The following is a 22783-nucleotide window of genomic DNA, read 5'->3' as shown; positions in this document are numbered from 1 at the left end:
TTGTGGTCTGTCATCCTCGCGGCCACTAAAATAGAGTGAACTGCGAGCCTAAATTGCGCGAAGGGATTGAAAATCGCCTTATGCAGACGCATTTCTTCAGGAACCTACTTAAAAAGGATACGCTGATGTCGAACCCATTACTGACCATGACAGATCTGCCCCCGTTTTCACAAATCAAACCCGAACACATCTTTCCTGCGGTTGAGCAGGCCATTAAAGACTGCCGGGCCAAGGTAGAAGACGTCCTGGCCAGCGGCGAGACACCCAGCTGGGACAGCATTTGTGCGCCGCTGGCGGAAACCGATGATCGCCTGGGCCGCATCTGGTCACCGGTGGGGCACCTTAACGGGGTGAAAAACAGCCCGGAACTGCGCGAGGCCTATGAAAGCTGTCTGCCAATGCTGTCGGACTACAGCACCTGGCTGGGCCAGCACAAGGGGCTGTATGAAGCCTACAAAAGTATCCGCCACAGCGATGCGTTTACGACCCTGTCTCAGGCGCAGAAAAAATCCATTACCGATGCGCTGAAAGATTTCGAGCTGTCGGGCATCGGCCTGCCCGCGAGCGAGCAGCACCGCTATGGTGAAATCAGCAAGCGTTTGTCTGAGCTGTCGTCATCTTTCAGCAATAATGTGCTCGATGCCACTATGGGCTGGAGCAAGCTGATTGCCGATGCCGGCGAGTTGTCGGGCCTGCCGGAGTCGGCCTTGCAAGCGGCGGCGGCGGCGGCGGAAGACAAAGGTGAGCAGGGCTATCTGTTCACGCTGGAAATTCCCTCCTATCTGCCGGTCATGAGCTACTGTGATAATCGCGAACTGCGCCGCGAAATGTACGAAGCCTTCGTGACCCGCGCCTCGGATCGCGGCCCGAACGCGGGAAAATGGGATAACAGTGAAATTATCGCTGAAAAACTCAAACTCAGTCATGAACTGGCCCGTTTGCTGGGCTTTAATACCTACAGCGAGAAGTCGCTGGCCACCAAGATGGCGGAATCCACCGAGCAGGTGCTGGGGTTCCTCAATGATCTGGCCGCCCGCGCCAAGCCGCAGGGCGAACAGGAAGTGGCCGAGCTGCGTGAGTTTGCCCGCAGTGAATTTGGTGCCGATGCACTGGAGCCCTGGGATGTTCCTTACTATGCCGAGAAACTGAAACAGCACAGATACAGCATTTCCGATGAGCAGCTGCGGCCGTATTTCCCGGAGCAGAAAGTGGTGTCCGGCTTGTTTGAGGTGCTCAAGCGGGTCTTTGGCATGACGGTGACTGAGCGTGAAGGCGTGGATGTCTGGGATCCGAGTGTCCGTTTCTACGATATTTTTGATGCCAGCGGCGATCTGCGCGGCAGTTTCTATCTGGATCTGTATGCCCGCGAGCACAAGCGCGGCGGTGCCTGGATGGACGAGTGTATCGTGCGCCGCGTGCGTCAGGACGGCAGTCTGCAACATCCGGTGGCCTACCTGACCTGTAATTTCAACAAGCCGGTCGGCGGCAAGCCGGCGCTGTTTACCCACGATGAAGTGGTGACCCTGTTCCACGAAACCGGGCATGGGATTCACCATATGCTGACCAAGGTTGATGAGTCTTCGGTCTCTGGCATCAATGGCGTGCCCTGGGATGCGGTCGAACTGCCAAGCCAGTTCCTGGAAAACTGGTGCTGGGAAGAAGAAGCACTGGCCTTTATCTCCGGTCATTACGAAACCGGTGAGCCATTGCCGGCCGAGTTGCTGGAGAAAATGCTGGCGGCGAAGAATTTCCATTCTGCACTGGGTATGCTGCGCCAGCTGGAGTTTGGCTTGTTCGATTTCTCACTCTACACCAATTACGATCCGGAAACAGGCGCGCAAGTGCTCGATACGCTGGCAGCGATTAAGCGTCAGGTGTCTGTGCTGCCAAGCCCGGAATGGGGTCGCTTCCCGCACAGTTTCAGCCATATCTTTGCCGGAGGGTACAGCGCGGGTTACTACAGTTATCTGTGGGCCGAAGTGCTGTCATCCGATGCTTACTCCCGTTTCGAGGAAGAAGGCATTTTTAACCCGCAAACCGGAGCCGACTTCCTGGCCTGTATTCTGGAGCGCGGCGGCAGCGAAGAGCCGATGGATTTGTTCAAGCGCTTCCGCGGCCGTGAACCGAAGATTGATGCCCTGCTGCGCCACAGCGGCATTACCGGTTAATCATCTCTGCATCCGATCAGAAAAGGCTCCCATTGGGAGCCTTTTTTATTGTGCGCTGTTGCGAGGCGGCCGGTTTGACTATCCTTCGCTGCTGAGATGCAGTGGCCAGCCGAGATCGCTCTGGCGATGGGCTTCCTGCTGCAGCTCTGCCTCGGTCAGCGGATTGGCTGCCAGCCAGGCCTTCGGCAGGATCAGGGTGAGCTGATTGTCATCGACCGTCAGGTGCGCCGGTGGCTGGTGCTGGCCGTCTCGCCGGTGGCAGAGAATGACCGCCAGACGCAGCAGGCGCAAGATACGCACAGCGTTGAGTGCGGGGATTGCATGCTGTTCCGGCAGGCTGGTCAGGGTGTCCCTGTGCCTGCGCAGCAACTCGCCCAGCAGGTGTTTCTGCGCGCGGGTAAAACCGGGCAAGTCCAGATGCTGGATCAGGTACGCGGCATGATCGCCGCTTTGTTTGAAGCCGATCCCGGTGCCGATTTCGTGCAAGATGGCGCTGGACTGGAGCAAAGCGCGGGTTTGCTCATCGGTCTGCCAGACGGGCTGACAGTCCGCCAGTAAGGCCTGGGCGGTATCGGCCACGGTTCGGGCGTGTTCGGTATCCACCTGAAAACGGTATTGCAGGCTGTTGAGGGTTCTGGCCCGCACATCGTCGTGACGCATCTGGCTCATCATGTCATACACCATGCCTTCGCGCAGGGCGCCGCCGGCCAGTGTCATGGTCTGGATGTCCAGCGATTCAAACAAGGCGATCAGAATGGACAAACCACTCGGAAATACCAGAGCCCGCTCTAAGGTCAGCCCTTCGATATCCAGGTCTTCCAGGCGTTCATACTGCATGGCCTGACGCTGCAGACGCTTGAGTTTCGTCAGGGTGATCAGCTCATCCATACCCTGGGCAACCATGATTTCCTGCAGCGCCTGTACGGTGCCGCTGGCACCGACACAGTGCTCCCAGCCCAGTTCGCGGTAGGGAGCGACGATAGGCGCAATGGCTTGCTTTGCCGCCAGGATGGCCGCGTTGAAATTCTCGGCGGATAGGTATCTGTCTTTGAAGTAGCGTTCCAGCCAGGTGACACAACCAATTTTCAGGCTGGTCAGTGCCTTGGCATCAAACCCTTCACCGATAATGACTTCAGTACTGGCCCCACCGATATCGACGACCAGGCGTTTTCCCTGACCGCCAGAGGTGTGTGCAACGCCCTGGTAGATAATGCGTGCTTCCTCTTCACCAGGAATAATGTCGATGGGGTGACCCAGTATACTGATGGCTCTGGAAAGAAAGTCTTCGGCATTCACGGCGGTTCGCAGTGCCGCGGTACCGACAATACGGACCCGTTCAGCCGGAATATCCTGCAATCGTTCTGCAAACATTGCCAGACATTCCCAGCCGCGCTGCATGGCTTCCTGACTCAGTTCATTCTGGCCGTTAAGGCCGGCAGCCAGCCGTACTTTGCGCTTGATTTTAGCCAGCGTATGCACACTGCCTGCGACTTCACGCACGATCCACATGTGAAAGCTGTTAGAGCCAAGATCAATGGCTGCATACAGCGGGGATACGACACAACTTTCCATAGCGTCTTCTTCAGTTACTGTGTTTTCTGTGGTGAGCGACGGCGGTTATTACTGCGCTGGCGTCCCTGTCCTTGTCCCTGACGGGAACCACTGTTGCGACGACCACCGCTCTGGCGAGGTGCCCGCTGGAATTTTACCGGTGGCGGCAGATCATCCAGCAGCGCTTCGGCATCGTATTTCGATTGCGGAATCGTGTGCTCGATGTAGGTTTCAATCGCGGTCAGATTAATGGCGTATTCTTCACAGGCAAAGCTGATGGAATGACCGCTTTCGCCGGCACGACCGGTACGGCCAATACGGTGAACATAGTCTTCGGCATCGTCAGGCAGATCGTAGTTAAAAACGTGAGTAACCTGAGGAATGTGCAGACCGCGCGCTGCGACGTCGGTCGCCACCAGGATATCAACTTCACCTTGGGTGAACTGCTCCAGAATGCGTACGCGCTTTTTCTGCGGCACATCGCCGGTCAGCAGGCCAACACGGTGGTTATCGGCTTCCAGGTGCGCCCAGATGTCTTCACAACGGTGTTTGGTGTTGGCAAAAATGATCGCGCGATCCGGCCAGTCTTCTTCGATCAGGGTCTGCAGCAAACGCATCTTGTCCTGATTGGACGGGTAGAACAGCTCTTCCTGGATACGGTGACCGGTTTTTTGCTCAGGCTCAACCACCACGCTTTCCGGGTTATTCATGTGCTCGAACGCCAGCTCTTTAACCCGGTAGGACAGGGTGGCAGAGAACAGCATGTTCAGGCGCGCTTTCGGGCTTGGCATACGACGGAACAGGAAACGGATATCCTTGATAAAGCCCAGATCGAACATACGGTCGGCTTCATCCAGTACCACAACCTGAATGCTGTGCAGATCGATGACACGCTGTTTGTAGAAATCGATGATACGGCCACAGGTGCCGATCAGAATATCTACACCATTCTCCAGGTGCTGTTTCTGTTTTTCGTACGCTTCGCCACCGTAAGCCAGACCGGCTTTCAGGCCAGTGCTTGCCAGTAATGGTGCGGCATCATTGTAAATCTGAATTGCCAGTTCCCGTGTAGGTGCCATAATAATTGCACGGGGCTGATTGGTTTTTCGCTCCTCGGATGCTGGGTTCAGCATCAAATAGTTAAAGGTCGCTGTCAGGAAAGCCAGGGTCTTACCAGTCCCTGTTTGTGCCTGACCAGCAATGTCACGGCCGGAGAGCAATACCGGCAATGCCAGGGCCTGGATAGGGGTACAATTATGAAACCCTTTGTCTTCCAGTCCTTGTAAAACCAGGGGGTTTAGTCCCAGGTCGGCAAATTTCTGCTCTGTGATATGAGTCGTCTTCATTCGTATAGAATATCAGCTTAGGGTTGCAATACGAAACGTATTCAATTCAAATAGGGCATCGATTTGCTGGTTAAAATAGAATCAGCGTTGAAAATCAACCATTGGAGTGGAAGATGAGCGACAAGATTGTGCAGCTGACAGACGCAAGTTTTGATAACGATGTGATTAACGCTGCAGGCCCAGTTTTAGTCGATTTTTGGGCTGAGTGGTGCGGACCGTGTAAAATGATCGCGCCAATTCTTGACGAAATCGCAGACGAGTACCAAGACAAGCTGACTATCGGAAAGCTGAACATAGATCACAATGCCGCGACACCACCAAAATTTGGTATCCGTGGTATTCCGACTCTGTTGCTGTTCAAAGACGGCAATGTGGCTGCGACCAAAGTCGGCGCACTGTCTAAGTCACAACTGAAAGAGTTTCTGGACGCCAACCTGTAATTGGCCTACAGTAACGCGAAACCGCGTACAATGATCCTTTTGTACGCGGTGTCATTTTCAGGCCACTAGACGGATGCTGGCTTTAGTGCTAAGTTATTGCACGTAAATTATACGACAGTTCATTTCTTGACCAGCCCCATTGGTCGAAGCTTTTCTCAATTAACCATAGAACCCCTAATTTGACTGACAAGAAACCCACCACTATGAATCTTACAGAACTGAAGAACCAGCCTATCTCAAAGTTGGTTGCGCTCGGCGAAAGCTTAGGACTCGAAAACCTAGCGCGTTTGAGAAAACAGGACATCATCTTTGCCATTCTCAAACAGCACGCGAAAAGTGGTGAGGACATTTTTGGCGACGGGGTTTTGGAAATTCTGCAGGACGGCTTTGGCTTCCTTCGTAGCGCAGACAGTTCATACCTGGCAGGCCCGGATGATATTTATGTCTCACCAAGCCAGATTCGCCGCTTCAACCTGCGTACCGGTGATACCATTTCAGGTAAAATCCGGCCACCAAAAGACGGTGAACGCTACTTTGCCCTGCTGAAAGTCAACGAAGTTAACCACGACAAACCAGACAACGCCCGCAACAAGATCCTGTTTGAAAACCTTACCCCGCTGCACGCCAATGATCGCATGCGTATGGAACGTGGTAACGGCTCGACCGAAGACATTACTGCCCGTGTACTGGATCTGGCCTCACCTATCGGTAAGGGTCAGCGTGGTTTGATTGTTGCACCGCCAAAAGCGGGTAAGACTATGCTGCTGCAGAACATTGCACAGAGCATTGCTCACAACCATCCAGAGTGCGAGCTGATGGTGCTGCTGATTGACGAGCGTCCTGAAGAAGTGACCGAGATGCAGCGTCTGGTAAAAGGCGAAGTGATCGCGTCTACCTTTGACGAGCCGGCATCGCGCCACGTTCAGGTTGCCGAAATGGTGATCGAAAAAGCCAAGCGCCTGGTTGAGCATAAAAAAGATGTGGTTATCCTGCTGGATTCTATTACCCGTCTGGCCCGTGCGTACAACACAGTGGTGCCATCTTCCGGTAAAGTACTGACCGGTGGTGTCGACGCCAACGCCCTGCACCGTCCGAAGCGTTTCTTCGGTGCGGCCCGTAATGTGGAAGAAGGCGGTAGCCTGACCATTATCGCGACGGCACTGGTTGATACCGGTTCTAAGATGGACGAAGTGATCTACGAAGAATTTAAAGGTACAGGTAACATGGAACTGCACCTGTCGCGTAAGATTGCCGAGAAGCGCGTATTCCCTGCGATTGACTTCAACCGCTCCGGTACCCGTCGCGAAGAGCTGCTGGCCAAGCCGGATGAGCTGCAGAAGATGTGGATCCTGCGTAAGATCGTTCACCCAATGAATGAAACCGACAGCATGGAATTCCTGATCGACAAACTGGGCATGACCAAGACCAACGACGAGTTCTTCGAAGCGATGCGTCGTCAGAAGTCCTGATTCCACTGGCTTGATGTCACAGATTGTATAAACGCCACCTTGTGTGGCGTTTTTTTATTGCTGATAATATCGGCTGCTGTTTGAAACAGCATTCAATTGACGACTGAGGGTATCCTCTTTCAGACTGTGCCGGTCTGCCAGGAAGGCGGGCCGAAATGGACCTGATGCCCAGCGGCTCGGGAACCAACAATGAATCAAGTCAGCAATGACACGGAGTATGCAACATGCAACATGGAAGAGGCATGTGGGTCTGGTTGTGGTTACTGCTGGTCGCGCTCCCCCTGAGAGCGGATGAAATCAGTCAGCAGGAATACCAGCAGGTCACGCAGGACATCACACCGGCATTAAAAGCGCTCAAAACCCTGTACCGGGAAAGTGATATTGCCCAGCTCAATTATCAGCTGGCTGATTTCTCGGTGCTGGAGCAGGAAGCCCTGCGTTCGGTACTGGTGGACTACGCCCATACCTTCAAAAAGCTGGATGAAGAAAAGGTCGCCTGGCTTGAAACACAAGCGACCCGACAATCACGTTTCACCCTGACAGAGCAGGGCGATGGCTACCGGGTGACCCGGGCAGCATTTACCTACGGCACCCGGGCGCACCAGCTGTTGCAGCGCTGGCAGCGTGAGCAGCTGGCGGAATCCTTTGTCCGTCAGGTCGATGCCGGTGATTTGGTGCTGGCAGACTGGCTGGCCGGTGATCTCAATACCCAGCGCACCCGGCGCGATATTGCCCTGGCGCAGCTTGCTGCGCTGTCCGGCACAGGCGTGCGGTATCTCGCCGATCAGTTTCTGTCTGACAGGCAGCTGCTTTGGCTGTCTGATAACGGTTTACTGGCCAAACTGGCCGCGATAACCGGGGATGAAGGTCTGTACCAGCAATTGTGGCGTCGCCGCACCGATCAGTACAGCCGGGCCGAGCTGAACCGGCTGGCAGATGAGCTGCCGGCCCAACTGGCTGTGAGCCAACTGATGGCCGCGACCCGTAATCCCTCCCTCAAAGCCCAGGCTTACCAGGCGCTGGCTACCCTCAAGCCACTGCCGGACGAGGTGGAAATTTTTCTGTTAGGCAAGCTGTCCGAGCCGGAAGACGGCGAGCTGGTGGCCAGTAAACTGGTCAATCAGGGCCATGCTAACTGGCTCACCACACTGGCAGCAGGCACGCGCAGTTACACGTTAAAGCGTAATCTGGAAACGGCTTTATCGGCATCCATGCCCTGATGCCGGGTAAAGCGCGCTGCCGGGGCGGGAAATTTCTTTTCAGCACCTTGTTTTACCACCAATAAATACGTGCTTAACAAGCATCTTGTCAGGGATTCAGTATATAATGTGTCCTATTTTCATCCCGGCTGACCGTGAGCCGGGTCGAGCAAACAGATAGGGTGCAGGAATGAAATTCAACGATCTGCGCGACTTTATCGCCTACCTGGAAGAGCGTGGGCAACTTAAGCGCATCAAGCAGCCAATCGATCCCCGGTATGAAATGACCGAAATCTGCGACCGCACCCTGCGGGCAGGCGGACCGGCATTATTGTTCGAAAATCCGGTGGGTTACGATATCCCTGTGCTGGCGAACCTGTTTGGCACTACCGAGCGGGTGGCCATGGGCATGGGGCGTGAGGATGTGCTGGAGCTGCGGGAAGTCGGCAAACTGCTGGCGTACCTCAAAGAGCCGGAGCCGCCGAAAGGCTTCCGTGATGCCATCGACAAGCTGCCGGTCTTCAAGCAAGTCCTTAATATGCCTGCCAAGCGCCTGAGCAAAGCGCCGTGCCAGCAGATCGTCTGGCAGGGCGATGAGGTCGATCTCGATAAGATTCCGGTCATGAGTTGCTGGCCGGGCGATGTGGCGCCGCTGCTGACCTGGGGGCTGACCATTACCCGCGGCCCGGAAAAGAAACGCCAGAACCTGGGCATTTACCGTCAGCAGAAGCTGAGCAAGAACAAAGTGATCATGCGCTGGCTGGCTCACCGCGGCGGCGCGCTGGACATGCGCGAGTTCATGCAGGCCCATCCTGGCGAGAAATTTCCGGTTTCTGTTGCTTTTGGGGCCGATCCGGCAACGATTCTCGGAGCGGTAACGCCTGTGCCTGATACCTTGTCTGAGTATGCCTTTGCCGGTCTGCTACGCGGCAGCAAGACCGAGGTGGTCAAAAGCATCAGCAATGATCTGGATGTGCCGGCCAGCGCAGAAATCGTGCTGGAAGGCTATATTGATCCCAATGAATACGCAGACGAAGGCCCGTACGGCGACCATACCGGTTATTACAACGAAGTGGAAAGCCACCACGTTTTTACCGTCACGCATGTGACCATGCGCAAAGACCCGATTTACCACAGCACTTATACCGGCCGTCCGCCGGATGAACCGGCTGTGCTGGGCGTGGCGCTCAATGAAGTGTTTGTGCCGATTCTGCAAAAGCAGTTTCCGGAAATTGTCGATTTTTACCTGCCGCCGGAAGGGTGCTCCTACCGTATGGCTGTAGTGACAATGAAGAAACAGTATCCGGGCCATGCCAAGCGGGTGATGATGGGGGTGTGGTCTTTCCTTCGCCAGTTCATGTACACCAAGTTCGTGATAGTCTGTGACGATGACGTCAATGCCCGTGACTGGAATGACGTGATCTGGGCGATCACCACCCGGATGGATCCGGCGCGGGATACTGTGATGATAGAAAACACCCCGATCGATTCGCTGGATTTTGCCTCGCCTGTGGTTGGCCTGGGGTCAAAGATGGGTCTGGATGCCACCAATAAATGGCAGGGTGAAACACAGCGCGAGTGGGGGACACCTATCATTAAAGACCCGGAAGTGGTTGCTAAGGTGGACGCCATTTGGGATGAACTGGGGATTCTGGCGCAATAACGCCGGCATACCCAGCAAGAAGGTTTACCGCAATGTATCAGGTTCGTGTGTTGCCGCAGGACGTCATGTTCAGCGCCGGGGAAGAGGAAACCCTGTTGAGTGCAGCACGCCGGGCAGGACTGGCTTTTCCCCACCGCTGTCAGGTCGGGGCGTGTGCCACTTGTTTATGCCGCAAGCTGGCGGGTGAGGTCACTTACCGGCTGGCACCGGTGCTGACGGAGAAAGAGCAGGCTGAGGGATGGATATTTCCCTGCCTGGCTATGGCCCGCAGCGATCTGGTACTGACTTTGGAATAGAGGAACAGAATGTCGATTCAGTGTGAAGTGAAGTCAGTCGAGTCACTGGCGTGTAATACGTACCGTATCCTGCTGCAACCCAAGCAACAGGTTGATTTTAAAGCCGGGCAGTATTTGCTGGCGGTGATGGGTGAAAAAGACAAGCGTGCATTTTCCATTGCCAGCAGCCCTTGCCGCAGTGGCGAGCTGGAACTGCACATCGGTGCGGCTGACCACAATCCCTATGCCATGGAAGTGGTGGAAGCCATGCGTCAGGCCATGGAAGACGGGAGGGCATTTGATGTCGAAGCCCCGCTGGGAGATGCCTGGTTGCGTGAAGACAGTAATCAGCCTTTGCTGCTGATTGCCGGCGGCACGGGCTTTTCCTACGTGCGCAGCCTGCTGGATAACTGCCTGAGCCGCGGCATGAAACAGCCGATTTTTGTCTACTGGGGCGGCCGCGATGAATGCCAGCTGTATGCCCATGACGAGCTCGTTGCACTGGCTGCCAAGCACGCTAACCTGACTTATGTCCCTGTGGTAGAAAGTGCGCCACCAGCCTGGCAGGGCAAAGTGGGTAACGTACTTGAAGCGGTGAATGACGATTTTGTCAGCCTGTCTTCCTATGACATTTATATCTGTGGCCGTTTTGAGATGGCGGGTGCGGCCCGTGAACAGTTTACGGCTGAGAAAGGGGCCGATCGCGAGCGGATGTATGCCGACGCTTACGCCTTTATTTGATTGTTGCTGGTAAAAAGAAAAGCCCCTGGCATCGTGGATGTCAGGGGCTTTTTTATACAGGCGGGAAAAGTTATCAGGCGTGGGCGGCCGCGACGCGGCGCTTGACCCAGATTTCATTGACCCACAGCGACAGCAGGATAATAGCCCCGCCCACGATCAGGCGCGGGTAATCGACATCCCGGTTCCAGATCACGAGGTTAACGATAAGACCCGCCGGTACCAGGGCGTTGTTCATGATAGCCAGCGCCCCGGCGTTCACCAGGGTTGCGCCTTTGTTCCAGATGAAATAGCCCAGACCGGAAGCAACAATACCCAGATACACCAGAATGCCCCATTGGGTGTCGGTGGTCGGCAGTTTTTCTGTGTTGCCGAACAGTAAAAACATTGGCAGGGCCACGCAGACGGCGCCGAGATAGAACAGGCAAAATACCGTGTGCTGAGGCAGATCGGCCTGCTCTTTTTCCATGATGACTTTATACCCCACCTGGCCGATGGCAAAGCACAGGTTAGCCCCCTGCACAATCAGGAAACCGAGCACAAAGTCTTCATTGATGCCTTCAAATTTGATGACGGCGGCGCCTAATACCGCAATGACGGCGGTGATCAGATACCAGGCCGAAAAACGGCGCTGCAGCAAGTCATAGATGAGGGTGACATAAATGGGGGTAAAGATGGTGAACAGCAGCACTTCCGGGACCGACAGGTACAGGAAAGACTGGTAGTAAAAGCAGTACATGATGCCGAGCTGAAAAGCACCCACCACCATCAGCTTGAGTGCCAGTTTGATCGTCAGGTGCTGACGGCGCAGAAACGGCAAAAAGACCAGGGCGGCCAGTGCTACCCGGGTCAGTACCGAGAACCAGGCGTCCACCTGCCCGGCCAGATAAACCCCAATCAGGCTGAAGGAAAACGCCCAGAGCAGCGTAATCGCAGTTAAGTATCCCATGTGACATGTCCTTTGAATTTTGGCCGCCTAGTGTAACCGAAATTCTGTCCGAGCCAATGGGAGGCTGGTCTGTCCTGAGCAGAGACTGGCTGGCGTTCACAGTCGCCAGCCAGAATCGCTATGGGCGCTGAGGGAAAATCAGTGCAGCGGCACCATCAGCAAATCAACCGGTGTGTGATTAATTAACTGTTTGGTCGAAGACAGAATTTTGCTCCAGAAATCCTGGTGGTGACCGCAGATCATCAAATCAACATCCGATTGTTTAATGGTATTGCAGATTTCATCGCTCAGATCGCCGCTGCCGACAAAAGTATGAGTCACAGGATAGTTCGCTTTTTTAGCCAGATCCTGCAGCTGCTCCTGGGCGTTATCCGCCATGCGGTACTGGGCCTCGGCCATGTTGATATCAATCAGGCCGGTATACAGCTCGGCATAGTTGGTATCTATATGGATCAGAGACAGCTTGGCCCCCAGTTTCTCTGCCAGCGCAGCCCCTTTGCTGACCAGAATGTGACTGTCTTCAGATAAATCAACCGCAACCAGAATATGTTGATAGGTCATAACCCGCTCTCCTGTAAGGTTTTTTATATGCTAGCATGGCGTATGGGTAAAAAATGCCGTGCTGATCGCATTGCTTACGCTAACGGAAAATTCTGTGACACGTTAGGTAAGCAGTTGGATCGTTTTGGGATTTTTATTGCTTACCGGCAGGTTAAGCATGATACCTTGTCGTATGAGTTGCAAACTCAGTTATGCATAGTGACAATGTGTTTATTACACTTGATTAGGAAGGAGTAGTTCGATGCTTGCTCAAGCAATGGTTGAGAAACTGAATGAACAAATCAACTTGGAGTTCTTTTCATCCAACCTGTACCTGCAGATGAGTGCATGGTGCGAAGATAAGGGCTTTGAAGGAGCGGCAGAGTTCCTGCGCATTCATGCAGCAGAAGAGATGCAGCACATGCAACGTCTGTTTACCTATGTCAGCGAGACGGGTGCATTGCCGATTCTGGGTACGATTGAAGCACCGCAGCATGAGTTCAGTTCACTGGGTGAAGTGTTCCGCGCCACTTACGAACATGAGCGCCTGATCACTGAGCGCATTAACAAGCTGGCGCATGTGGCGTTTACTACGCAGGACTACTCAACGTTCAACTTCTTACAGTGGTATGTTTCAGAGCAACACGAAGAAGAGAAATTGTTTAAAGGTATTCTGGACAAGATCGAACTGGTGGGTGAAGACGGCAAAGCCTTGTTCTTCATTGACAAAGATCTTGCCGCCATGGCGAAGCAGGAATCCAGCTCTGTCATGGGTCAGCAGGCCGGCTAACAGGCTCTGGGAAATGCACGGCGGCGCCCCTTTCCGAAAGTGCGTCGCTGCTGTTTGCACCCCCAACCCTTCCCGGCCAGCAAAGAACCATGGTCGTTGTTCGGAGGGTGTTATGTTTAGTGGTGATGCAATTCTGATGGCCCTGTTTCTGGTGGCTGTAGTTAATATCTCTCGTTATGTCAGCACGCTGAAAACCTTACTGGTGGTGATGCGTGACTGTGACCCGCTGCTTTACCAGCAGGTTGACGGCCGGGGCTTTTTCTCCTCCCAGGGGAATGTGAACAAGCAAATCCGGCTTTTCCATTACATCCGCAGCCAGCAGTACCATAAGCACCACGACGAGCTTTTCATGGCCAAGTGCGACAAGGTACGTAAGCTGTTTGTCCTCGCCAGTACCAGCCTGATGGTGTTCCTGGTCTCTATCTTTGTCGTCGCTTATCTGGGGATTTGATCGATTATTGTCGACAGATTTGGTAATCCGCCCGCAGACGGGTAAAATACGCGCACTTGAAAAGGATGCCAGGTAATGCATGTCATTACCGCATCCTTTTTATTTTGTCGCTGAGTCGGATTGCGGATAAGAGAATGGCAGAAAAGTTTGATGTAGTGATTATCGGTGCGGGTGCCGCCGGGCTGATGTGTGCCGCCGAGGCCGGGAAACGCGGCCGCTCTGTGCTGGTGGTTGAACACGGCAAAAAGCCGGGACGGAAAATTCTGATCTCCGGCGGCGGTCGCTGTAACTTTACCAACTATGATGTGACGGCCAGCAACTATGTCTGCCGCAACCCGCACTTTGCCAAATCGGCGCTGGCGCAGTACACCCAGTGGGACTTCATCGCCATGATCGCCAAGCACGAGATTGCCTACGAAGAGCGGGATCACGGCCAGCTGTTCTGCCTTGATTCGGCCAAAGACATCGTCGAGATGCTGCTTAAAGAATGCGACTTGCCGACGGTACAACAGCGTTATCGCAGTGATGTCCTGGATATCAGCAAAACCGACAGCGGCTTTCACCTGAAAATCAACGCAGACACAGTATCCTGTGAATCTTTGGTGATTGCCACCGGCGGCCTGTCGATGCCCAAGCTCGGCGCCACCCCGTTTGGCTATCAGGTTGCCGAGCAGTTCGGCCTGAAAATGGTGCCGACCACGGCCGGCCTGGTGCCTTTTACCCTGCATGTCGAAGACAAAGACGCCTTTGCCGATCTGTCCGGGATCGCCGTTCCCGCTGTGGTGATAGCCGCCGACGGCACCAGTTTCAAAGAAAATATTCTGTTCACCCACCGCGGCTTGTCCGGCCCGGCAATTTTGCAGATCTCCTCGTACTGGAAGCCGGGGCAGGCGGTCTCTATCGATTTGCTGCCGACCCTCAGCCTCGACGACACCCTGCAGGCAATGCGCGACAAACACCCGAACCTGAGCCTGAAAAACTCGCTGTCCCGTTTGCTGCCCAAACGTCTGGTGGAAGCCATGATTGCGCGCGGTGATCTCGAAGACAAGCCGCTCAGGCAGCTCAACCTGAAAGAGGTTCAGGCGCTGCACGACTATTTTCACCAGTGGCAGATCGCCCCCAACGGCACCGAAGGCTATCGCACCGCCGAAGTCACCCTGGGCGGCGTCGACACCGACGGCCTGTCATCGAAAACCCTGGAAGCCAAAACCGTGCCCGGCCTGTATTTCATCGGCGAAGTGATGGACGTCAGTGGCTGGCTCGGCGGCTACAACTTCCAGTGGGCCTGGAGCTCCGGCTTTGTCGCCGGCCAGCATGTGTAATCTGAGTTGTCCTGAGTGTTTTTAACGAACTAAGCCCCGCATCGCGGGGCTGTTTTTTAGATACCGGCTTTAATTCTTAAGCCTGTTAACACCGGGCGTCCCCAATCATCACAACCAGCAAGGGCAGGGAATACTTTTTTATTGGCAGTAATTGCCGTAAGCAGTGCAGGGCAAGATCACGAACGTTTTTTGAACAAAATAGATCAGTTTGACGATCAGGGCTGGCTGTGATCATATACTCCCCTTTTTACGGGAGTTCCTAATGCATATCGATGCTTTTTCTCAATTCTTTTCAGTTATTCAAGACCCACGGCAGTCAGCAAAAATATCGTACCCACTGTTCGACATTTTGTTTCTGACCGTATGCGCCACCATTGCAGGCATGGAGGGCTGGGAAGATATCGAAGACTTTGGCGAAGCTCACCTCGATTGGCTACAGGACAAAGGACTTTTTCGCCAGGGCATCCCTGTTCATGACACTATTGCCAGGGTTGTTTCTTCCATTGAACCTAACCAGTTTCAAGACTGCTTTTTAAAATGGATGCAGGCAGCCAACGTCCATTCGAATGGCGAGCTTATTGCTATTGACGGCAAGGTGTTACGCAGCTCCTACAACCGAGAAGATCGGCAATCAACGCTCCACATGGTCAGTGCTTTTGCGACAGCCAACGGCGTTGTCATGGGACAAGTTAAAACCCAAGATAAGTCCAATGAAATCACCGCCATCCCTGAGCTGCTCAAGCTGTTAGATATCAAAGGTTGTCTTGTCTCTATTGATGCGATGGGCTGTCAAACCGATATCGCCAAGCAGATAGTTGAGCAAGGTGGCGATTACCTATTGGCAGTCAAAGGCAACCAAAAAAGTCTGGCTAAAGCGGCACAAAAAGCATTGGCGCCATTGCTCGAAAAAAGCCCAGCGTGTGACATCGAGCGCGGACATGGGCGTATTGAAGCGCGCGAATACCACGTCATGTCAGCGCAGGAGTTGACGACAGATTTCCCTGATTGGAAAGGGCTTCAAAGCGTCGGTGTTGCTATTGGCTATCGTATTGACTCAGCTGGGAAAGAGTCGCTGGAGTACCGCTACTACATTAGCTCTGCGGTGCTCACCCCCGAGCGTTTTGCCGATGCAGTCCGAGGTCACTGGGAAATCGAAAATCGGTTGCACTGGGTGCTTGATGTCACGATGAATGAAGATGCTTGCCAAATCTATCGTGGCAATGCCGCCGAACTCCTGGCTGGTGTGCGTCACATGGCTCTTAACATGCTTCGATTAGAAACAAGCAAAAAGGCGAGTATCAGGCGGAAGCAGAAAATAGCTGCCATGAATGTTGCCTATTTGGAGCAAGTAATATTGGCGGGAATCCAAGGTTTGGATAAGAAATGAGCATACGTGCTCTCGCCCTGGGTGCTGATCTGGATATGAAAGCTCAAAACATCGTGAATAAGCGGAAAGTGCTGGAGATTGAAAAATCATCAGGCGAAGGGGTACAGCTGGCTCCGCACTATAACCAGGCTGAATTTACTGTCAAACACGGCTCTGAGTATGTTCCCACTTTTACTGCAAACGAAGTAAGAGGAAGTGGTGGAGCAAATGGCAATAGTAATATCAAATATAAGCTAACTTTCACAGGTGGAACACAGCTTGATTTTGTGACTAAAAACGAAGTTGTTAAACTAAAAAAATCATCGGTTTCAGGTCAAATTTTATCGGGTGAAAATTTATTTATTACAGGGGTTAAACTTGAAAAGAATGCCAGTCTAATCACTGCAATTAAAGACTCTAATGTAACGCTTAACGAGCTAAAGAACATTGGCTATGAAACGGGAGGGATCAAAGAAACTTCAACCTATGAATATGAATTACCAGCATGGAATCGTTTTTCATATTCTTCAGGTCCAAGTGAATTTGTTTTCAAACGCACAAGTCATGATGTGCAAAAGTTCGACCAAGATTTTATCAATTCTACCATCTCATCCGGTGGTAACACTGTTCTCAATGTTAAAAACAAGCTGAACAACTCAGAAATTAAATCAAACACAGGCGTCAAGAGTAGCGGTAAGCCATCACAACAGGCACAGCAAGCGGGTTTACAAACCGCTGCGAGTAATCAGCTTGACCTTGCACTGAATACATCAACTATTAATATTCCGTTCCCCGATTTCCGCCTGCCGACCAGCCCGAACGGCCTGTTCGTGTATAACAATGGCCCGGACAGTCAGTATCTGATTGAAACCAATCCGGCGCTGACCGATCTGGATCAGTTTCTGGGATCGGATTACTTCTTCGACAGCATAGGCTTCGATCCGCAAAAGGATCTCAAGGTGCTGGGGGATGCCTTCTATGACACCCGCACCATCACCTCAGCCATTTTCGAACAAACGGGTCAGCGTTATCTGAATGACGATGTCGGCACGGATCTTGACCAGATGCAGCAACTGCTCGACAGCGCAGGCCAGCAGAAAGACAGCCTGAACCTGCAGGCCGGGGTGGCACTGACACCAGAGCAGGTCGCCGGACTGACGCAGGATATTGTCTGGTGGGAACCGGTTGAAGTGAATGGCCAGCAGGTGCTGGCACCCAAGCTCTATCTGTCGAAAGTGACGCAGGACAATATCAGCGGCGGCGCGTTGATCAGCGGCAGCGAGGTCTATGCAGAAGCCGGCAATATCGTCAACAGCGGCCAGATGGACAGCAAGGGCAAACTGCATCTGGTCAGTGATGACAGTATCAGCAACCTGGGCGGCAACATCACCGCGGGCGGCGATATTGAGATGAATGCTGTGAATGATATTCAGAATATCAGCGGCCAGCATTCACGGACGCGGTACGGTCACCATGAATGCCGGTGGCTCGATTGAAAATACCGCTGCCAATGTCACTGCCGGTGGCGATCTCAGCGTCAAAGCCGAAAAAGACATCATAGTGACCGCGGAAACCCAGCGCGATGTCATCAAAACCCGTGATCAGGAACACCTGAACGTGGCTGTGCTGGGTTCCGGTTTATCTGCCGGTGGTAACCTGAGCTTTGATGCCGGGGAAAATATTGCTGTGACAGCATCGGATTTGGACGCAGCCGGCCAGCTGGCAATGGTTGCCGGCTGGGACGTTGCGCTCAATACCCTGGTGAATGAAGCATTCAGCCGTGAAGAAACGCACAACAGTCAGTCGGTCAGCCACACCAGGCAGCATCAGGGGACGCAGCTGGCGGCCAATGATGGCGTGTTTATTCAGTCCGGCAACGATTTCACCGCAACCGGCAGCCAGATGTCGACGCAAGGTGATGTGGTTGTGCAGGCGAAGGGCGATATCACTTTTCAGGCCGTCAACGACAGCGAATACCATTACGACCAAACCACTCAAAAGAAATCCTTTGGCCGCAAAGAAACGGCCATTCAGGAATCGCTGACCGAAACTGTGGTCGGTGCCGATGTCTCGGCGGGCGGCAAAATCATTGTCAAAGCCCAGAAGATTGACAGTGTTCAGACCGCGGGTGGGGACAGCGATATCACGATTATCGGTTCTAACTTTACCGCGGGCGGGGGCATTGAAGCCTCGGCTGATGGTGATGTGACCGTCACCGCGCAGCAGTACCAGAGCTACAGCCGCGACGAGACCATTAAACAAGGCTTTGGCGGCCTTTCCGGCTCACATAAATCTGAGATGGATTCCGCCACCCTGCTTGATGCCAGCGGCATGATGAGCAGCGACAACATTGATATCACCTCCGGTAAGTCAATCAGGCTGGTGGCCAGTGATGTCGACGCAGACGGCGATATTACGGCCACCGCCGTCGATGAGGTGATTATCGCGGCCGGACAGGAAAGCCGTCAGCACGAAACATTTGAGCAGGAATACGGCGCATTCAGAGGCGGTGACCTGTTCTCTATGGATTCTGAACGCCAGGGCGAAATCCACAACACTGCTAAAGGCAGCGCTCTGTCGTCCGGCGGCACTATGAATATCAACGGTGGCAGTGTGACTGTGATCGGCTCTGATGTCAGCGCAGAAGCCGACGCCAATTTCACGGCAGATACTGGCAGTGTCACCGTGCTGGCGGCGGAAGAAAACCATAGCACCTGGTCGTCCACGGAATCCCTGTCGGTTAACGTGGAAGATGCTCTGAAATCAGTGGTGAACCCGTATGAATCGGTAAATTTTGACGGCGGTCAGGCCAAGCTGACACTGGCAAAAGCCGAGTACAGTAAAGCTGACAACAAGACCGATGCCACCACCCATCGCGGTGCGTCCATCATTGGCAAAGGCACGGTGCTGATGGACGCCGCCGAAGATATTGTGATCCAAGGATCTGATGTACTGGCCGACGCCGATGATGATGGCAACGGTAACATTGAACTGACCGCGGCGAACAGTGTCCTGATCCGCGAAGTACTCGACACGGAATCGACCACCTCTTCCAGCATGCAGGGTGAAGCCGAGCTGAGCCTGGTGGTGCAGCATCAGGCCGTGGAAACGGGCAAAGCGGCGATCGCACTGAAAGAGTCTGCTGAAAAGCTCAAACAGGCGGAAAAGGATTACCGACAGTACCAGAAACAACTCGACAGCCTTGAGAATACGCTGTCTGAGCTGGAACAGGCATTGGCGCATAATGAACCGGGTGTGAACGCGGCGGATATTGCTGAGCTGAAAGGCATCATCAGTGATGTCAAAAGTGATGAAGCGTTCTATCTTGCCAGCATTACATTGGCGACAGTGGATGTGGCGTCGAAAACCACCTTGTTGATGAAGCAGGGAGCCGCCGCAGCGCAAAGCACCAGTACACTTGGGGTCGATGCGGGTCTCCATCTTGATATGTCAGTTACCCAGACCGACAGCAAGAGCACCAGCTCAACCGCACGAGGCTCGTCACTCGCGGGCCAGAATATCGTTGTGAAGTCAGGTACCCAGACCGATCAGCAGATTCTGGTGCAGGGCAGCTCGCTCACCGCCAAAGAGGGTGTGACGCTGGATGGCGGTACGGTCAGTGTACTGGCCGCTGAACAAACACAGCAGAGCCAGTCTCAGACGGAAAGCGGGACCATCAGCGCGTCGATGACGGTGCACGGCAGCAGCACCGGCGGCAGTCTCAATGCCAGCCTGAATCAGTCGGAGCAGCGCAGCCAGTCGACCACTTATGTCAACAGCGGGGTGTCGGGTAATAACATCACCATCAACTCCCGTGGTGATACCCATATTCAAGGTGCCAATGTCGATGCCGCTGAGTCGCTGAACCTGGATATCGGCGGCGATCTCAATGTCGCCTCAGTGCAGGATCGCCACAGCTCAAGTAATCAGGGGGCCGGGATCAGCGGTGGTGTCAGTCTGAGCGGCAAGGGAGAAACCACCGGCAGTAATGGCGGCCTGAACGCCAGCAGCGGCCGTGTTATCAGCTCGGAAACCCAGCTCACCACCCTCACCTCGGGCGGCACGGCGGATATCAAGGTCGCGGGCAACACCGACATTACCGGCGCGCTCATTGCCACCGTCGATGAAGACGGCAAGGATCTCGGTAACCTGACGCTCAATACCGGCAGCCTGAGCTACAGCGATCTCAACAACACCAACTACCGTCAGCACCAGTCGGCAGGCATCACCACCAGTGTCGGTGTGCAGCAAGGGGGTATCGATTCCACCTACAACAGCACCAACCTGCAATACACCAGCACTTCGTCCTACAGCAAAGACAAAACGCTCGCAACCTTGGGGCAGGGCGAGATCACCCTTGCCGACGACAGCGACATCACGGCGCTGAACCGCGATACCAGCACTACCAGCCGCGACCTGTTCGAAGTCGACCGCCAGCAGGGCAACGTGGATGTCACCCTCGACCACCGCCTGCTGACGGAAGAAGGCCGCAATAACATTGCCGAGGATGTGAAGCGGAATGGCATCTTTGTCGATGCCGTCATGGATGTGGCACAGAAAGAAAGCATCGGCCTGCTGGGTGATGCCGAAAACGGCGTAGAGAATTTCTTTGCCCATCAGGACAACAAGCAGAAATTCTTCACCGCCACCAAAAACTTCGTCACCGGGCCAGAGAATGCGGCACTGGTCGCTGTGCTGAACGACAGCCACACCACCCCGGCGCAAAAACAGGCAGCCTACGGTGCGTTGTCGGGATACATCTCAGATGAACTGGGCATTACTCCGGCAGAAGCCCTACTGGCCGTGGTTGAAACCTATGGCGACCAAGCTACCAGAGGGGCTTACGCGAACGGCACCCTGTACATCAACGACAGTGAACACTATCGCCTTGAAGATGCGGTCAACACAGTCGGCCATGAAACCCAGCACTATATAGACGCGCAGCGCGGGCATCAGGGTGACGGTGAGACTTACGAACAGAACCGCGAGCAGTATGCCGAAGTGATGGGAGAAGCCACAGAAGATTACCTGAGCTTCAACTACAGCAATGCCGGTCATGGCGAGTTTGGCAGCTGGAATACCCAGAACGGCACTCAGAGCAGCGAGCTGATTTCGCAAAACCAAAGCCGTTTTGACCACGACAGGCAAAGCGGGCAGATGGATTTCCGCTTGCCGAATGAAAAAGAGCAGCATGCCCTGAACAAACTGGCCGGGGATGATCCGGCGAAACAAAGGGAACTGCTGAGCGCCGCCTGCGCGATGATCAAGTGTTCGGCAGAGTTTGCTTTTGGGAGTGATGAGCGGGCTTACTATCAGGCACTGGAAGCGGAGGGAGCCCAGAACACCGATGCCCAAACGGTTCTGAAAAACTACCACGAGAGCTATGTGCAGCAGGGAAACAGTTACCCGGTTGCAGAGACTGTTGTCATCAAAGACCAGTTTGGTTATGGGGCAATTGATCGACTGAGCGATTCAGAAACGCTGGCGATGAACAATTTGATTGCGTCGATGGCGGAAAACCTGAATCTGTCTGAAGCACAGGCCGCAACACTGGTCGCCTCACTGGGCGTTGCAGCGGGGCTGGCATCAGGAAAAATCAACGTAGGCAAGTTGAAGTGGCCCGGCAAGCCGGGGACAAAACCACAGACAGAGACTCATGTTCAGGGTAGTGCCGGGGCGCTGGATGATGGTAGAGTGGTGGGTGAGGATATCGTAAGTACTATTCCTCAAATAAAATCAGAGAGCGGTGGTACATTAATTTTTCATGAAAATTTAGATGGTCATACAATAAGAAGGCATGTTGGTAAATCTGATTCTGAATTGGTCTCAAGATTAGATAATGAACCAGATATTTTGGGTTCGTCTACATATCCAAATATTGATACAGCGCAAAAGGTCGTAGGCGAAGTGCTAAATAATAATAGAGACAAGATTCGTGATTGGTTATCAAATGGTTCTAAAGAAAGGTTGACCTTAAATGAAAGTTTTGATTATGAGATTGGTCGTGTCGTCTTACAAGGTTCAACGGATTCGATGCCTTCAAAAAGGGCTTTCGTTTTGCTTGTTAGAGACCCTCTAGCGCCGAATGGATACCGAGTACATACCTCTTTCCCAAAACCAAATAATTAGGATGTTCGTATGAACGATATTATCAAGTACTTTTTTGAAGCGTATTTTCATCAAGATTGGCGATATGAGTATAGTTCATCCAGAGAGTTACTTGAGGACTTTATTAGGATGGAATCTGAGAGTACAGTTCATGACCTTGCTGGTGCATTTAAGGAGTTAATGGAATGCCCCGATGTTTTACAGGATAGAGTAAATGAATGTGATGGTAATTTTAATCCTGAGAGTGAAGAGATGTCTGCCATAGAGTGGATAAGTATGGCGTTAACTATTTTACAAAGAAATACAAGGAGTGATATTTCCGGATAATCACCCCCGATTTCAGATAATAAGTGCGACATTCATGGGAAGGTGTAGAAGAGGAAGCCAACTGCTGAAAGTGGTACGCTC

Annotated in this window: 17 protein-coding genes and 1 pseudogene; 14 read left to right on the top strand and 4 right to left on the bottom strand. The window is 53.4% G+C overall.

Features of this window, described 5'->3' with window-relative positions:
* The first annotated feature begins 125 nt into the window (after positions 1-125).
* A complete protein-coding gene (gene prlC / locus P0Y67_RS08870; RefSeq protein WP_342391589.1) occupies positions 126-2168 on the top strand; it encodes an oligopeptidase A in 2043 nt (680 codons plus the stop codon).
* 78 nt (positions 2169-2246) lie between these two features.
* Here prlC and gppA read toward each other — a convergent pair whose 3' ends face one another.
* Both gppA and rhlB read right to left on the bottom strand, forming a co-directional pair.
* Positions 2247-3740 carry a guanosine-5'-triphosphate,3'-diphosphate diphosphatase gene (gene gppA / locus P0Y67_RS08865; protein ID WP_342391588.1) on the bottom strand — a complete coding sequence of 498 codons (1494 nt, stop codon included), beginning with the start codon at positions 3738-3740 and terminating at the stop codon, positions 2247-2249.
* Between the two features lie 14 nt (positions 3741-3754).
* The gene (rhlB, locus tag P0Y67_RS08860) at positions 3755-5065 is read right to left on the bottom strand and encodes an ATP-dependent RNA helicase RhlB (RefSeq protein WP_342391587.1); all 1311 of its coding nucleotides are present in this window, start codon (positions 5063-5065) and stop codon (positions 3755-3757) included.
* Between the two features lie 113 nt (positions 5066-5178).
* On the opposite strand from rhlB, the gene trxA reads away from it, so the two are divergent.
* The 6 genes and pseudogenes from trxA (at position 5179) to fre (ending at position 10852) form a co-directional block, all read left to right on the top strand.
* A complete protein-coding gene (trxA, locus tag P0Y67_RS08855) occupies positions 5179-5505 on the top strand; it encodes a thioredoxin TrxA (protein WP_046220469.1) in 327 nt (108 codons plus the stop codon).
* Between the two features lie 203 nt (positions 5506-5708).
* A complete protein-coding gene (gene rho / locus P0Y67_RS08850) occupies positions 5709-6974 on the top strand; it encodes a transcription termination factor Rho (RefSeq protein WP_027250486.1) in 1266 nt (421 codons plus the stop codon).
* Positions 6975-7198: 224 nt separating this feature from the next.
* Complete coding sequence (locus P0Y67_RS08845) at positions 7199-8194, top strand: hypothetical protein (protein ID WP_342391586.1); 996 nt, start codon at positions 7199-7201, stop codon at positions 8192-8194.
* A gap of 169 nt (positions 8195-8363) precedes the next feature.
* Positions 8364-9815: pseudogene (ubiD, locus tag P0Y67_RS08840) on the top strand (4-hydroxy-3-polyprenylbenzoate decarboxylase); the annotation flags it as partial.
* 53 nt (positions 9816-9868) lie between these two features.
* Positions 9869-10132, top strand: a complete 264-nt coding sequence (locus tag P0Y67_RS08835) for a 2Fe-2S iron-sulfur cluster-binding protein (RefSeq protein WP_342391584.1) — start codon at positions 9869-9871, stop codon at positions 10130-10132.
* Between the two features lie 9 nt (positions 10133-10141).
* Entirely contained in the window at positions 10142-10852 is a 711-nt protein-coding gene (fre, locus tag P0Y67_RS08830; RefSeq protein ID WP_303455132.1) for an NAD(P)H-flavin reductase, read from the top strand.
* Positions 10853-10925: 73 nt separating this feature from the next.
* Here the strand turns inward: fre and P0Y67_RS08825 are convergent, their stop codons facing one another.
* On the bottom strand, positions 10926-11798 hold the full coding sequence (locus tag P0Y67_RS08825) for a carboxylate/amino acid/amine transporter (protein WP_342391583.1): 873 nt from the start codon (positions 11796-11798) through the stop codon (positions 10926-10928).
* 138 nt (positions 11799-11936) lie between these two features.
* Positions 11937-12359: a universal stress protein gene (locus P0Y67_RS08820; RefSeq protein ID WP_027250492.1), complete on the bottom strand. Its 423-nt coding sequence runs from the start codon at positions 12357-12359 to the stop codon at positions 11937-11939.
* Positions 12360-12600: 241 nt separating this feature from the next.
* On the opposite strand from P0Y67_RS08820, the gene ftnA reads away from it, so the two are divergent.
* The 7 genes from ftnA to P0Y67_RS08785 all read left to right on the top strand — a co-directional run bounded on the left by ftnA (position 12601) and on the right by P0Y67_RS08785 (position 22702).
* The gene (ftnA, locus tag P0Y67_RS08815) at positions 12601-13128 is read left to right on the top strand and encodes a non-heme ferritin (protein WP_027250494.1); all 528 of its coding nucleotides are present in this window, start codon (positions 12601-12603) and stop codon (positions 13126-13128) included.
* Positions 13129-13240: 112 nt separating this feature from the next.
* On the top strand, positions 13241-13579 hold the full coding sequence (uspB, locus tag P0Y67_RS08810) for a universal stress protein UspB (protein ID WP_046220460.1): 339 nt from the start codon (positions 13241-13243) through the stop codon (positions 13577-13579).
* 134 nt (positions 13580-13713) lie between these two features.
* A complete protein-coding gene (locus P0Y67_RS08805; protein ID WP_342391582.1) occupies positions 13714-14901 on the top strand; it encodes an NAD(P)/FAD-dependent oxidoreductase in 1188 nt (395 codons plus the stop codon).
* Between the two features lie 262 nt (positions 14902-15163).
* Complete coding sequence (locus P0Y67_RS08800) at positions 15164-16288, top strand: ISAs1 family transposase (protein WP_342391581.1); 1125 nt, start codon at positions 15164-15166, stop codon at positions 16286-16288.
* 548 nt (positions 16289-16836) lie between these two features.
* A complete protein-coding gene (locus tag P0Y67_RS08795; RefSeq protein ID WP_342391580.1) occupies positions 16837-17763 on the top strand; it encodes a hypothetical protein in 927 nt (308 codons plus the stop codon).
* Entirely contained in the window at positions 17690-22396 is a 4707-nt protein-coding gene (locus tag P0Y67_RS08790) for a hemagglutinin repeat-containing protein (RefSeq protein ID WP_342391579.1), read from the top strand. Before P0Y67_RS08795 ends, P0Y67_RS08790 begins: the two co-directional genes overlap by 74 nt.
* A 9-nt stretch (positions 22397-22405) precedes the next feature.
* A complete protein-coding gene (locus tag P0Y67_RS08785) occupies positions 22406-22702 on the top strand; it encodes a contact-dependent growth inhibition system immunity protein (protein WP_342391578.1) in 297 nt (98 codons plus the stop codon).
* Positions 22703-22783: the final 81 nt, after the last annotated feature.

Origin of the sequence: Photobacterium sp. SP02, assembly GCF_038519165.1 — a bacterium.
In the GTDB taxonomy this organism is placed as follows: domain Bacteria; phylum Pseudomonadota; class Gammaproteobacteria; order Enterobacterales; family Vibrionaceae; genus Photobacterium; species Photobacterium halotolerans.
Note: the sequence above shows the minus strand (reverse complement) of the source record. Positions and strands in the feature narration are given on the sequence as shown.